A 13,683-nucleotide genomic window follows, 5' to 3' on the forward strand; every position below is an offset into this window, starting at 1 on the left:
CCGGGCACGCACCGTCCAGTGCGCCTGAGGAGGACAAGAGTCACCACTTGACACCGTGACGATCGCTCACTTCGGTACGCTTCGAAGCGGCTAGGGCGATCGACTGCCGCGCGGCTTCCGGTGCTCGGGCCTGGCGGCCCTGCGCTCCGGGTCCACTTGCCACCGGATGACGTGGCGGGCCAGTGCACTCTCATTTAGAGGAGCTTGTGACCTGCGGCACTTAATCGCGTCTCCCTGTCTTGTCATCCAAACAATTTCATGGTCTTGTCGTTTCCTGGATTATTAGGCAAGAGCATGACCCTTGAGAATCACCAGCGTCACGCGGCATGTTCTTCCGGTATGGCTGTCGCACGTACGCCTCGCAAGACCGAGACGATGGCATCGACGCTGGCTTCGGGAAACAGGTCCTCGGGTCCGCGAGGAGCGAGGGCGGTAAATGGCGACTCGTAAAGGGCTTCGACCTCTACAATGCCGTTCTTGGCCAGGTAGTCGATCAGGAGGTGGAGGAAATGGAGTTGGTTGGCGGTGAGATTCTTGTCGGCCTGGAACTGGTCGAACGCCCTGGATGCGGCCTCGCGGTCCAGGCCTGTGAGTGAGCGGAGGAACACGCCGAGGCCGTCGTGCTCATTCTTGGCCTGCTCGATATCGGCCTCGGTGCCGAAGCCGTTCACGATGAAGATCTGCTCCAGCTCTTCGAGGTCGACGGTTGTGATCTGCTGGTTGCGGCGGAGCTTCTGCACTGCCCACTCGTTCTCGTGGCTGCGCAGGTAGGTGCGCACCTTGGACTCGAACCGCGACTTGTCCGTGCCCAGCACGACACCCTTGATCTCGGCCATACCCAGTTCGCCGAGTTCGTCCTGGAAGTCGGTGTATACGATGCCGCGTTTCACCTTGGGGATGAGCTTGGCCAGCCCACGCAGGCGACGCCGCATCGACTCCAGCATCGGCATGGTGACGTCCTCCCACCACGAGTCTGTGGTGAGGTCCTCAAGGAGTTCCTGCTGCTGCCGGACGGCGGGGATGGTCAGTGTGGTGGGGTCGAGCAGTGCTGAGGCAATCTCCTGAACCTGGCTGCGGAGCCGCGGATAGCTCGCATCGGCCTCTACTTGAGCCAGCTGGAGCCGCAGCACCAGAAGGTCAAAGCGCTTGGCCTCTTGGCTGTTCTCGTCCTCACGGAACTCTGTGGGAAGCGGCGCGAGCGCTTGGGTGATCTCCGTGTGCTTCTCCGGGGTGATCTTCAGCCAGCTAGCCGGCTCCCTATAGGTCTCGACCTCGCGCAGGTGCCGGCGAACCTCGACGTTGGCATGGTTCATGTTCGCCACCTCGATCTGCAGCCGCTCGGCCAGACTCCAGCGAAGATCGGCCACGGTCTTCGGCTCGTCGGGCGTCTTCTCCGCCGGGGCCGCCAGGTTGAGGTTCTGCTGGTCCAGGTTGAGCAGCAAGTCCATCCGGTGCTTGAACAGCCGTTCGCTGAGCGAGGGCTGAAGTCTGCCTTCAGCGAGAGCGAGGCCCTGGTTGAAAAACTCGAAGTTCTGGCATAAGTCGAAGACGAGGAAGCCACTCTTGTCCTGGTTCGGACCGAACAGGTCGGAGCATAGCCGGGTGCCACGACCGATCATCTGCCAGAACTTCGTCTTGGACCGCACCATCTTGGCGAAGACTAGGTTGACGACCTCAGGGATGTCGATCCCGGTGTCGAGCATGTCTACCGAGATCGCGATGTGCGGAGCCTTGTTCTTGTCGGAGAACTTGTCGATGAGGTCCTGTGCAAGGACCTTCTTGTGCGTGATGACCTGCGCGAACTCGCCGCGAAACTCGGGGAACAGCGTGTCGAAACGCTGGACGATAAACTCGGCGTGGTTGTTGTTCCGGGCAAAGATAATCGTCTTGCCAAGCCGGTCCCCGCCTTCGACCTTTGCGCCGTAGGTCATCAGCGTCTCGAGGGTCTTGTCGATGGTGTCCTTGTTGAACAGGAATTTGTTTAACTCGTCCGCGCTGATCTCGCTGGGAACGTCGTCGTTCTCATCCCAGTCTGCCGTGTCCCACGCTTCCTTCTCCTCTTCCGACAGGTCGTCGTACTTGATGCCCTTGCGCAGGAATTTCAGAGGTACGTCCACCCCACGCGGAGCGACGAGATACCCCTCGGTTACGGCCTCATCCAAGCCGTATACGTCGGTGGGCACGCCGTCTTCGAGGTTGAACAGCCGGTAGGTGTTGCGGTCGATCTCCTCTCTCGGGGTAGCGGTGAGTCCAACCAGCAGTGAGTCGAAGTAGTCGAAGATCATGCCGTACTTTTGGTAGACCGACCTGTGCGCCTCGTCGATGACGACGAGATCGAAGTAGCCGGGTCCGAACCTGCGCAGGCCGTTACTGGTCTCGTTGATGAGCCCCATCATGGTGGGGTATGTCGAGACGTAGACCCGGCCCTCGGTGTTCTTCTCGTTCAGCAGATTCACTGTCGGCACCCCTGGTAGGTGCTGCTTGAATGCGTTGGTGGCCTGGGTGACCAGCGCCTGCCGGTCGGCCAGGAACAGCACCCGCTTCACCCAGCCGGCCCGGATCAGCTGGTCTACGAGGGCAATCACGGTCCGGGTCTTGCCCGAACCGGTCGCCATTACCAGTAGGGCCTGACGCAAGTGATCCTTCTCGAAGGCGTCGTCGATACGGCGGATCGCGCGGTTCTGGTAGTGGCGGCCAGCGATCTCCTCGTTGACCGTTTCAGTGCCCAACGGGCGACGGCTGCTCCGCCGGTGGATCAGGGTGCGGAGTTCGTCCTTGGTGTAGAAGCCCAAGATCTTGCGCGGCGGATAGTTCCGGTCATCCCAGATATGGGTCTCGTAGCCGTTGGTGTAGAAGATCACGGGCCGTTGGCCGTACTTCTGCTCCAAGCAGTCGGCGTACGCCTTGGCCTGGTGCTGGCCCACCGTGGCGTCGCTGGTGGTGCGCTTGGCCTCGACCAGTCCCAGCGGCTTGCCGTTGTCATCCCACAGGACGTAGTCGACCTTGCCCTTCCCGCTGGGAGTAGGCATCCCTGTGACCGGGAATTCTCGGTCCTCTGGCTTGTTGAGTGGCCAACCTGCCTCGTGCAGCAACAAGTCGATAAGGAGGTCGCGGGTCTCGGCCTCGTTGTAGTCGTGGGTGTCCGGGACCTTCGCGTTCGCGGCTTTCGCCGCCTTGATCTCGGCGCGCAGCTTAGCTAGTTCGGCGTCCAAGTCCTGGCTCTTGCGGCGCTCCTTGGCAAGCTCGGCCTGCTGCTTGCCGAACTCCTCGGCCATCGCCTGAATCTCGGCCTGCTTCTTCTGCCGGATGTCGGCGGGCACCGGCTTGGGAATCAACGTCTGATCGAAGGCCAGCCCGGCGGCAGGTAACTCGTCATGATTACGGGAATACTGCCGGGCGATCCAGTACATGACGTGGAACAGCTCGCCTACGATCCGGACCGCGTCCGCAGCGGGCACCGGTCCGTGCTTGTGTACGGCGGTGTTGCCCTGGCGCCGGATCAGGTCCATCTTCGTGCGGATCGCCGGGCCGACCAATTTCACCATAGTCGGTTCGGTAATCAACGCCGAAAGGTCGTCACGATACGGCAGTTTGAGCGTCTCGTCGGCCTTATAAAGCCAGGTGACTGCTAGTTCCAGGGTCCGGCGGGCGTAGAAGCACGAGACGCGTGGGTCGGCTACGGCGAGCCGCTCCGCGCGTGTCGCACCGTCGTACAGATCAGCCCACTCGGGCTCGGACTGGAGGAACGCGAAGTTGCCCATCGAGACACCTCACCCAGGAAGGCTTTCAGATGTCTCGATTGTCCCACAGGTCCCCACGAAAAGCCCGCTGTTGAAGCGATTCGAAGAGTGCATCCAATCCAGCAAGGTGCATGCGATGGACAGCCTTTAGCGCGTTCACCGATGCGATTCGTTCAGCGAAGGCGTTCTGAAGGTCAAGTGGCGGTTCTGCTATACGAATAGTCTGAAGTTCTCGAGCGTTAATATTCGCCATTCCGATGATGCTTTTACACATGTTGCGGAGCACGCGTTTGATGTAGGCCGTATTCATGAATGCGGCGAGGTATTCGGGATGGTTATTCGGATTTGTTCGAACGCGCACCAGGTACCCCGCGTATGCTAGTGGAGCAGTTCCTCGATAGATCGCAGTTTTCCCAACGAGGTCGGCACTATTAGTTCGATTGAAGAGGATGTCTCCGTGGCGAACTAGGTAACGTTCATCTACTGACGAATCTGGCATGTACTTAAGATCCCGCAAGTCAACTTCGCCAGTCGCCGTGACGTTCCCCATCCGCAGGACCGGCAAGTCTCCGGACTCGACAGCCTTTTCGCTCGTTCCGTATTTGGCTGAATCGATTAGATCGCCAACAGTGCGTATGGGCCAGCCGTAAGGGTTAAGGACGGGATCGCCAAACATCTCGATGAAGATAGACTGAGCGAGGTCGTCAAGGAGGGCGATAGCCTTCCGGCGCTCCGCGCGCAGAGCGTCTGCCCGATCCAGAATATCTGCGATCCGCCGCTGCTCACTGAGGGGAGGCAGTGGTATGAATAGGTTTTTGAGATTGTCAATGGGGAAATTGTCGGCAGTCGTTGCCCTTACCCATGTCAGAATTCGACCCGAGCTCCCCTTTATGAAGCGAGCCAGGTAATCCGGGATAACCGCATCAGAGCAAATCAACGCCTTCATGTCCTGATTGATGGCGACTGGAAGTCGATTCAATCCTACAGGGATAGTGTGCTTCAATACGCCTGAGCGGACGACAATGAGAACACTGCCTTCCGGGATAAGTCGTGAGGTGCTGTTGTCCAGTCCTTTCTGTGTGATACTTATTTGAGCCTTCTCGATGTTCCAGAACTTCATGTCCTTTGGAGTTATCCAAGGAATATCTCCGCCATAGTAGTCCGGATTACTCCTGGTAGGGGTGCCGCCCCCCACAAAGTGGGCTACGTCGCCGATTGGAACCTCTAGCCACTTACTCATCCCAGCAGCCCTTTCAATTCGGACATGCTCTGCTGAATGTTGGCTTCGATACGCTCCAACTCCTCCAGGATCTCCGCTGGCGGACGATGCTCGACCTCATTGTGGGCGATCTCCTTGTACCGATTCAGGCTCAGGTCATACCCCTGTGCGGCAATATCGGCCTTGGGGACGCAGAAGCTCTGCTCGGTCTTGGCTCGCTGCTGCTCGCTACCATTGCGGCGGGACCAGCGGGCGAGGACGTCCGGGAGGTTGTTCTTGACCAGATCAGCCTCGTCGAGCAGAGCGTTCGGTGTCGCGCCGAGCTTGTCCTCGGACAACAGCGGGGTGCGCTTGTCGTCGAGGCTGAACCCGTCGGCGGTGACTTCGTAGAACCAGACGTCGTCGGTCCCGCCGCTGTTGGTCTTGGTGAAGAACAGGATGGCGGTGGAGACCCCGGCATACGGCCTAAAGACGCCACTGGGCAACTTGACCACAGCGTCTAGCTTGTGATCTTCGATCAAGATGCGACGGAGTTCCCTGTGTGCCCCGGTGGAGCCGAAGAGCACGCCTTCCGGAACGATGACCGCCGCGCGCCCGCCGGGCTTTAGGAGCCGGAGGAACAGTGCGAGGAAGAGCAGCTCGGTCTTCTTGGTCTTGACGATCCGCTGCAGGTCTTTGGCGGTAGTCTCGTAGTCAAGGCTGCCAGCGAACGGCGGATTCGCGAGGATCATTGAGTAGCGCTCAGCCTCGTCGGCGACGTTCTCAGCCAGCGAGTCACGATAGCGGATGTCCGGCTGCTCGATCTCATGCAGCAGCATGTTCATGCTCGCGATGCGGAGCATGGTGCTGTCGAAGTCGAAGCCGTGGAACATCCTCTGGTTGTAGTGCTGCCGCTGGCCAGGAATGAGGAGCGCGTCCCTGTGGGCGCGGGCGACGTACTCGGCGGCCGCGACAAGGAAGCCGGCCGTACCGCAGGCCGGGTCGCAGATCTCGTCGTTCGGCCCTGGAGCCATCATCTCGACCATGAGCTGGATGATGTGCCGGGGCGTGCGGAACTGGCCATTCTGTCCGGCGGTGGCGATCTTGCCGAGCATGTACTCGTAGAGGTCGCCCTTGGTGTCTTGCTCGCCGAGGGGGATGTCGTCGAGCATGTCGACGACCTTGGTCAACAGGTTCGAGGTGGGGATGGTGAAGCGGGCGTCCTTCATGTGGTGCGAGTAGGTGGACTCATCGTCACCGAGACCGCGCAGCCAGGGGAAGACGCCGTCCCGCACCGTTACAAGCATCTTGTCCGGGTGCTCTTCGGTGAACTTCGACCAGCGAAGGAAGTTCGTCTCCTCCGTGTAGATCGGGTTCTCGATCGGCTTACCGGTGCGGTTGGCCTTGCGCTCCTTCGTGGTCTGCAGGTCCTCCATGCGCCGGAGAAACATCAGGTAGGTGATCTGTTCGATCACTTCGAGCGGGTTGGAGATCCCGCCCGACCAGAAGGCGTCCCATAGCCGGTCGATCTTGTTCTTGAGCTCACCCGTAATCACAAGCGCAGCCTAGTGGAGAGGCCGGACAAGACTTACCTTCTCAGCAGAATGACCCAGCGGATACCCCCAGTTGGAAGGACTGCCGTGCACATGGGCTCCTCGATTCAGGGCAGCCCTACTCAGACCTGTCTCGCGAGCCAGCCGAGGTGGCTTCTCGTTTAGGCAGACAGATGGGCTGCATGACTCCAACCACCTCGTGGGCGAAGTGGAATCCCCAAATACTGAGCGTTTCATCCCGCTTCGCGAAGTTGACGGACAAGGATTGCTTTGACGAACTGACCTGCAAGGAGTGAGCAGCAGCGAAGTTTGCGGAGGATGCGCCAGGGTTTCCGCTGGGCATTGGCGCGCTCACCGGGCCCGCGGAGCTTGGCCTGGGCCGCGTTGGAGGTCTTCGGTGAGGCGGGCTTGTTGCGGCCCTTGTAGGGCACGCGCAGGTGCTCACCAGCGCCGACGCCCCCTTGTCGGCCAGGGTGATCACATCGGCGGCTTGCAGGCGGCACAGGATGCCTAGATCCGGGCGGCCCTGAGGTCGTGCACGGAGCCGGGCAGGGAGCCGGAGGTCCACACGGGGGTGCCGTCGGACGTGGCCAGAACCTGGGTGTTCATGCCGTGCTTCTTGTCTTTGCCGGAGTAGTAGGGCCGGTCGGCGGTCACTCGGTCGATGGGGATCAGCCTCCCGTCCAGCACCAAGTAGGGGTAGCCAGCGCGCTTGGCCACGTGTAACGCCTGGTCCGGGCGAGGAGAGCGCCGGACGAGCGGGGTGACGGTTTTGCGGATGTAGCGCCAGGCGGTCGCGATGCCGAAGCCGAAGCCGGCCGCGACCTCGGCCAGGGTCTCGCCTTTGCGCAGGTGGACGAGCACGAGCAGGGCCTGCTGGCCGAGATTGAGACGGCGCCAGGGCGTGCCGATCGTCTTGTGGTGCCGGCGCAGGATGTCGGACAGTAGACAGCATCCGAGATGACAAGGGCAGCGCGGCACGATAAAACAGCAACTAAGAGCCTCTGGTAGTAAAGGTTGTTCTTGGCCGACAACCCTTCTACCAGGGGCTTTCCTACTTGTCGATCAAGTCCACTCACGCAGCATGCCCTCGACCTGCGGGCTTCTGGTTGGAAAACCCTCACTGCGGGTGCGGGGACATACACGAGATGATCATGGTAATGGCGCGGAGAGTTCGAAGCATCTACGCAGGTCACAGGAGATGAGCCAGCCGGAAAGCCACCGCTCTCTTAACCCGGGTATCGCATGGCTCATGCCGTTACGATCGCGGACTTCGCGATGCGGCAGGGGTGATCGCCGTCAAGTCGCTCCTTCGTCGCCCCTTGCCACCGCGTGCCCACAGCTGTAGCTGCGGCTTGGTGCGAACCGGCAGCGGATCAGGTGGCAAGCGCCTGACGTGGAGTGTCGTCAGAGTGCGCTCGTTTGACGCACATTGACAAGCCCCATGAATGGCAACAGCTCGACGCGGTGGCACGTACCTGACCACGCACTCGATCGACCGAAGAGGGTCACCGGTCCGCCTGAAAGACGGAAGGCCGGCGGTTCGAGCGTCAGCCAGGGAGCTCAGGACCCGCTTGGAAGCTTGAGGGTAGAAGCATCCGCGCTTTTCTTGCCGAAGGGACTCCGGCGGGCTTCAGCGGTAGTTACACTCACGCGTGTTGGGGCATACCAGCTCAATCATGATGGACGGCCCATGCGTACTACGAGTTCCGTGCACACTGCAGTCGTACCAACCGAAGCGTACATCGGCGTTGCCGAGACGGGTCCTACTCAACTCCACGTGCTGCGCCTGAACGACGGACGCTTCCCTAAGGCGTACTACGTACAACTCTATGAGGAGCCGTTGATCAACCTTGATGGGACGCTGGCGGGTCACCCCCTTGGTTTTGTTCATCACTCTCTTGAGGGCTGCAAGCCGAAAAGCCAGGACGTGCATTTTCATGTTGTTTGGGTCAAGGGCAAAGAGCTTCGGCGAAGCAAGGTCGACATGCCTGTATTTCCGAGCAGATTTCCTGGCGATGATGCGGATCATTGGAACTGGCTAAGCGTACATCTATACTGCGGGATCAAGCTCCCATTTAAAACCCCTCCAGGACCTGCAGCCACGATCCCTGTGCGGTTTGATGACGGAATCGTAGACCTTAGCATCTCTTCCGAGCACGCTGCCCTCCTCTGGCCTCATCATTTTCCGGGACGTAGAGAGGCGGCGCTTAGGGAGATCGAAGAGATATACGACAGCCCTCCTCGCGTTCGAGATCTAGTCACATGTGATTGGGCTGGACAGATTAACAAGTCAATAAGAATAGAGAAAGAGCGCCGAGCACGTCTTTTAGTGCAATATCGGCAGATCTCCCAGTTGCGTCAAATTTTTGTTGGCGCCTAATGTGATGTCGACTAGGCGAGGTCTTCGGCTCAGCAGCCTCGCTAGTGTCTGTGACGAGCGCAGATTCGCGCCCCCAACCTGCCAGCGCCTTGGTGCCAGCCTTCGGTGCGCCCATTCGGGATGGGGCCGGCCTGGCACAGGGCCGACTCGCCCGAAAAGCGGAATGGTCGGAGTGCTGGTACCGCCGCGATGCGTTCGTCTCCTCGATGTCACGTCAGATGAGCGAGGGCCTGTCGTGCTACGTAGTCGTCGCCGGGGAACCCGTATCGCCAGAGTCGCTCGTCGAGAGCCTCGGGCCCGCCCCCAGGAGCGATGTCGTAACGGCCGAGGAGGCATCGAAGTTCATCAATGAATGGATCGCCAGCTTCGACGACTGACGAGTCCCTGCGAACAGGCCCCTCTGCTCCCGTGACGCACGGGCTGTACAGCAGTACGTACAGCAACGCCGTCTTACGCGATCACATTCGATCAGCGCGCATCTACCGCCTGAACAGGCCAAGGTTCCCTCAATGAGTGGTCTGCCCTTCTCTACGGATCAGAAGGTCGAGCGTCCATCGAAGCCAGAGTGGCTCAGCCTGACCAGCGCCATCGGTCGAGGTCGACCCACTCCGCTTCGAGGGCGGCGGCGAGTCGGCCACCGAAGGCGACAGTTCCCTCGTGGGAGGCGAACGCGATCCAAGTAAGCGTGTCATCGCTCCACACGCCCTCGGCGCCCGTGTACTGAGGTGCAAAAATCTCCACGTCAACGAGATAGTCCGCGCCGTACTCACGGAGCTCTGTCACACGGCTGCCGCTCATCTCGAGCAGTGCGGCGCGCACCTGGGCGAGTCCCTGCTCATTCCACATCGATGCCTCCGTCAGCACGAGCACGCCGGGCGGGGTTGGCCCGGCGAGCATCGGGTGCCACGACCTGCCCGCCAACCCCCACCGCTGCCGCAACTGTTCCTGCCGTTCGGCCGACTCGGCAGGCGTCAACACGCGACGGTACGCCAACGGTGTCACCTGAAGGTCGCCCCGCGTAACCAAACCTTGCAGGACCGACTGGAACAGACGGCGTTCCTCAGCCATGGCCTTGGCCTCCACCTCGTTGGACGCCGGCTGGGTGAACGGGGACTGGGCGGTGTCGGCCGCCTCTGCCAGAGCCTCGACGAGGTCGGAGAACTCGGGCAGCCGGTCTGGATCGAGCCGCTCCACCTGTTCCAGGATCGCTGCGACCACGTTGTAGCGAGGGAAGATACGCCAGGCTTCGGGACTGTAGTCATACCCGTCCGCGGCTCGCCCCTGGTTGGGCAGCTCAGCGTACCTGTCGGCCAACTCGTCGTAGCGATCTATTAGATACCGGCGTGCTGCCACGTGCAGTGTTACCGAGTCCACGCCACAGAATCTCATGATCCAGCCGCGCCGCGCTCTCAGGTTGCGTACGCGGAAGTGGTGTATGCGGCTTGGCGATCACGGTGGTGATCCGCATCCCGCTTCTCAGCTTGAACACTGATGCTGTCAGCTCGTGCGGACGGCACCCAGAAAATGTGATCTTGCTAACGGAGGTGCTAACACCGTCCCTGGATGTGAGTGGACACCCATGAAAGGTGATCAAGAGCGAGGTGTCTCGAACAGGTCTTTCTGACATCCGTGGACGCTGGTGGACGATCTCGGCCTTGCTACGGATCAGAAGGTTGGGGTTTCGAGTACCTCCGGCCGCACAGCAGGTCAAAGGCCCTCCGGGATCATCCCGGAGGGCCTTTTTCGTAGGCGTACAGCAGCGTTGTACAGCAACGCCGCCGAGCTTAACCGTCTGATTCGGCGGTCAGACGCTCATTCAGCCGGGCGAGCGCCTTGCGGGCCTCGGGACCCGGGATCTGCGTATAGACGTCCATGGTCATCGAGATCTGCGAGTGCCGCAGGATGCGCATCGCCACAGCGGGTGGACGTCGAGGGCGGCCAGGAGCGAGGCGCAGGTGTGCCGGGTGCGTGGACACGGATGCGTGGGACGTCCGCTCGGCGGCAGTGGTTCTCGAAGGCCCGATTGAAGTTGCGCGGCTCTATTGGCGTACCGGTACGGGTCGTGAACGTCAGGTCCGAGGTCTTCCATGCGTCGCCAGCCAATTTCCGCGCCTCCTCCTGGACGCGCTGCCGGTCCCTGAGTGCGGAAACGCACAGGCCACAGACTGGCAGCGAAGCGCGCTTGCTCCCTCAACAGCCGCATCTCGGGCGACACCTAAGGGGGGATCTATCCACGACGCCTTCAAAGGCGATGGTCTGGCTGCCGTTCGACGAGGATGGGCCTGGAGAGCTTCGGTCCTAGACTCGAGTCATGGCCAGGATTGACCGCGCCAGCCGACTGATCGCGGCACCACCGGCGACCGTATACGGCACTCTCCTCGACCGGGAGTCGCTCGAAACCTGGTTGCCGCCGGACGGCATGCGCGGGCGGATCGAGCGGTGGGATGCCCGGCCTGGTGGGGGGTTCATGATGGTTCTCACGTACCTCGACCCCACCGACAACCCCGGCAAGACGTCAGACGCGACGGACGTCGTCAACGTCGCGTTCGTCGACCTGGTGCCACCAGAGCGCGTGGTGCAGCGGGCAGTGTTCGAAGCTGATGACCCGTCGTACGCGGGCACCATGACGATGACCTGGCACCTCGCTGCCGTCGGCGAAGGGACCGAAGTAACCGTCACCGCCACGGACGTACCGCCCGGCATCGACCAAGCGGTACACGAGGCCGGGATGGCCTCCTCGCTGGCCAACCTGGCGTCGCACGTCGAAGGGGCCGGATGACTCAGGTCGGCCTGCGACCGAGGGGCCAGCGCCATCGGATGAGGGGGTGGGCGGCCGGCCGGGGGGCTGTGTGCAGCAGTGGAATACAGCAACACCGCCTCACGTCATCACACTCCACTGGGCTGCATCTGCCATGTGACCTGACCAGGGCGAGGAGCCGTCTACTTTGTGACCGGCTCCCATCTGCAGGTGGGCGCTCACGTACCACTGCAGGGAGACACGATGTCGCCCAGTTGAGGCCGTGACGATCGCTCACTTCCCCCATCGCCGACCGTGGCTGGGGGATCGACGCCGAAGCCTCCTCCGTCAGGCACCGGCACCGGCACCGGCACCGAGTGACCATGGCGTAGGTGACAGCATCGCTGACTGCAACGTCCCCACGCATCAGCGCATCCGTGCCACCGTCCGCACGCCCTTGATCATTTTCTTGATCAGGCGAGCAGGGTAATTGCTCCGCTTGAGAAGCCAACAGTCCTCCTCGCAAGGGATCGGCCTCCTCTCCCAGAGCAGCACGTCGCATCGACTGACACTTCAGACCAATCCCGGCGATTCGGTTGCTGCGGTGAATGGAGCGCAGTCCAATGGCCTCACGCCTTGATCTCGAGCTTGGTCGTCGCACCCGAAGGAGTCACGTATGACCCGGGAGCAAGTGGAACAGGCCTTGCGCCGAGCCGAGCAACTCACGGATCAAGCCAAGCCCATTCTGGATCGGGCAATCTCGCTCATGGCACAGAACGTCTGGACCGGCCCAGCAGCTCGGCGCTTCGCCGACGAGCTGACCGCTCAGCGCCAAGCCCTGATCGGCGCGTGCACCGGTGCGGTAGACGAGCTGCGGGCGCTGTTAGCCCGTACGCCGGCAGACACTTCCGGCTAAGCCCATGGGTCAGCTGGAGGGCATGGTCCCCGAGGGAGTTCGCAGCCTGAAGGACACGCTGCACCAAGCTGAATCGTCGCTGGAAGCCATCGGCGAGGAGTTGTGGAACATCCTGCGCGGGTCCTGGCTGTCGACCGCCTCGGCCGACACGATCCGTCAGGTAGGGGCGTGGGCCGGCGCACAGGGACCGGAGATCAACAAGCGGTTGGTGCTCCTGGAACGCATGGAGCTGGCCAAGCCCGAGATGTTCGGCGCTGGGAAGCCGGCGATCTCGGTCGACGGTTCGATGTTCGCCCCGGGAGCGGTCCTGCCCACGGCAGGCGGCTTCTGGGACCGTATCGGCCAGCAGATCCAGGACGCCTTCGACCCGAACCTGACCTCCGGCAACCAGATGACGGAAACGGCCAAGGGCACGGTGGAGAGCCTGGCCGGCTTGGGCAAGATGGTGATCGACTACTCTCCCACGCGGGCGGTCGTCGACTTCATGGGCTGGCAACGCAGCGTCAACGATCTGGGCCAAAGCCTGCTCTACGGCATTCAGGACCCGGTCGGGTTCGCCAAGTCCGTGCTGGACTGGGACACCTGGGCCGCCAATCCCGATCGGGCATTGGGCCGCCTCATCCCGGACATCGTGGCGGCCGTCACAACCGCCGGCTCAAGCGGCGCCGTCTCCGGCACCACCCGAGCCGTGGGAGCCCTGGGCAAGGCGGCCAAGAGCGTGATCAAACCCAAGCCAACGGCCACACTCTCACGCTTCGGGGAGCGCTTCGAACTCAAGGGAAAGGACGTGCCACCGCTGTTCCGGGGAGACGGCCGGACACTGGAGCGAATCTTCGAGAAGGGCATGACCGCTCGCGACCCGGACATGAGCGTCGAACAGCATCTCTCCGGTGAGAACGGTCTGATCGCCGCCTCGAAGAGCAAGAACGTGGCCCGAGGGTTCGCCGTCGGGCACAAGGGCTACATCTTTGAGATCGAGGACCGCGGGAACGGCATGGAGGTAAAGTACGGCCCCGGATTCAGGCACCTCAGAGGCGAGCAGGAGGTCGTGTTCAAGCGGATCGATCCGTCGCAGATCAGAGGAGCCTGGAAGCCGGGCAAGTATGGAAGCGCTGACGACGTCTGGATTCCGAACCCCCACTACGTGCCGAGGTGA

The 13,683-nt window shown here is 61.7% G+C and carries 9 protein-coding genes and 1 pseudogene; 4 read left to right on the forward strand and 6 right to left on the reverse strand.

Features of this window, described 5'->3' with window-relative positions; all coding sequences use genetic code 11:
- Window positions 1-317: 317 nt before the first annotated feature.
- From AB0J76_RS03565 to AB0J76_RS03580, 4 genes and pseudogenes are all read right to left on the reverse strand, one after another.
- Window positions 318-3,761: a DEAD/DEAH box helicase family protein gene (locus tag AB0J76_RS03565; RefSeq protein WP_352318167.1), complete on the reverse strand. Its 3,444-nt coding sequence runs from the start codon at window positions 3,759-3,761 to the stop codon at window positions 318-320.
- A 25-nt stretch (window positions 3,762-3,786) separates the two neighbouring features.
- A complete protein-coding gene (locus AB0J76_RS03570; protein ID WP_352318169.1) occupies window positions 3,787-4,980 on the reverse strand; it encodes a restriction endonuclease subunit S in 1,194 nt (397 codons plus the stop codon).
- Complete coding sequence (locus AB0J76_RS03575) at window positions 4,977-6,494, reverse strand: class I SAM-dependent DNA methyltransferase (protein ID WP_352318171.1); 1,518 nt, start codon at window positions 6,492-6,494, stop codon at window positions 4,977-4,979. The genes AB0J76_RS03570 and AB0J76_RS03575 overlap by 4 nt, the downstream gene beginning before the upstream one ends.
- 230 nt (window positions 6,495-6,724) lie before the next feature.
- Window positions 6,725-7,485 (reverse strand): annotated as a pseudogene (locus tag AB0J76_RS03580) (transposase family protein).
- A 786-nt stretch (window positions 7,486-8,271) separates the two neighbouring features.
- Between AB0J76_RS03580 and AB0J76_RS03585 the strand changes: the two are divergent.
- Window positions 8,272-8,874, forward strand: coding sequence for a hypothetical protein (locus AB0J76_RS03585; RefSeq protein ID WP_352318173.1), 603 nt, complete (start codon window positions 8,272-8,274; stop codon window positions 8,872-8,874).
- A gap of 570 nt (window positions 8,875-9,444) precedes the next feature.
- Here AB0J76_RS03585 and AB0J76_RS03590 read toward each other — a convergent pair.
- On the reverse strand, window positions 9,445-10,092 hold the full coding sequence (locus AB0J76_RS03590) for a hypothetical protein (protein WP_352318175.1): 648 nt from the start codon (window positions 10,090-10,092) through the stop codon (window positions 9,445-9,447).
- Between the two features lie 566 nt (window positions 10,093-10,658).
- A complete protein-coding gene (locus AB0J76_RS03595) occupies window positions 10,659-10,784 on the reverse strand; it encodes a hypothetical protein (protein WP_352318177.1) in 126 nt (41 codons plus the stop codon).
- A gap of 401 nt (window positions 10,785-11,185) precedes the next feature.
- On the opposite strand from AB0J76_RS03595, the gene AB0J76_RS03600 reads away from it, so the two are divergent.
- The 3 genes from AB0J76_RS03600 to AB0J76_RS03610 all read left to right on the forward strand — a co-directional run bounded on the left by AB0J76_RS03600 (window position 11,186) and on the right by AB0J76_RS03610 (window position 13,683).
- The gene (locus AB0J76_RS03600; protein WP_352318179.1) at window positions 11,186-11,653 is read left to right on the forward strand and encodes an SRPBCC family protein; all 468 of its coding nucleotides are present in this window, start codon (window positions 11,186-11,188) and stop codon (window positions 11,651-11,653) included.
- 634 nt (window positions 11,654-12,287) lie between these two features.
- Window positions 12,288-12,527, forward strand: a complete 240-nt coding sequence (locus tag AB0J76_RS03605) for a hypothetical protein (protein WP_352318181.1) — start codon at window positions 12,288-12,290, stop codon at window positions 12,525-12,527.
- Between the two features lie 4 nt (window positions 12,528-12,531).
- Entirely contained in the window at window positions 12,532-13,683 is a 1,152-nt protein-coding gene (locus AB0J76_RS03610; RefSeq protein WP_352318183.1) for a hypothetical protein, read from the forward strand.

Source organism: Nonomuraea sp. NPDC049624 (genome assembly GCF_040675255.1).
In the GTDB taxonomy this organism is placed as follows: Bacteria; Actinomycetota; Actinomycetes; order Streptosporangiales; family Streptosporangiaceae; genus Nonomuraea.

What these genes read in the sequence shown, in the direction of transcription:
- AB0J76_RS03600 (WP_352318179.1), top strand. Translation starts at nt 11,186, where the DNA reads ATGGCCAGGATTGACCGCGCCAGCCGACTGATCGCGGCACCACCGGCG.
- AB0J76_RS03605 (WP_352318181.1), top strand. Translation starts at nt 12,288, where the DNA reads ATGACCCGGGAGCAAGTGGAACAGGCCTTGCGCCGAGCCGAGCAACTC.
- AB0J76_RS03570 (WP_352318169.1), bottom strand. Translation starts at nt 4,980, where the DNA reads ATGAGTAAGTGGCTAGAGGTTCCAATCGGCGACGTAGCCCACTTTGTG.
- AB0J76_RS03610 (WP_352318183.1), top strand. Translation starts at nt 12,532, where the DNA reads ATGGGTCAGCTGGAGGGCATGGTCCCCGAGGGAGTTCGCAGCCTGAAG.
- AB0J76_RS03595 (WP_352318177.1), bottom strand. Translation starts at nt 10,784, where the DNA reads ATGCGCATCCTGCGGCACTCGCAGATCTCGATGACCATGGACGTCTAT.
- AB0J76_RS03565 (WP_352318167.1), bottom strand. Translation starts at nt 3,761, where the DNA reads ATGGGCAACTTCGCGTTCCTCCAGTCCGAGCCCGAGTGGGCTGATCTG.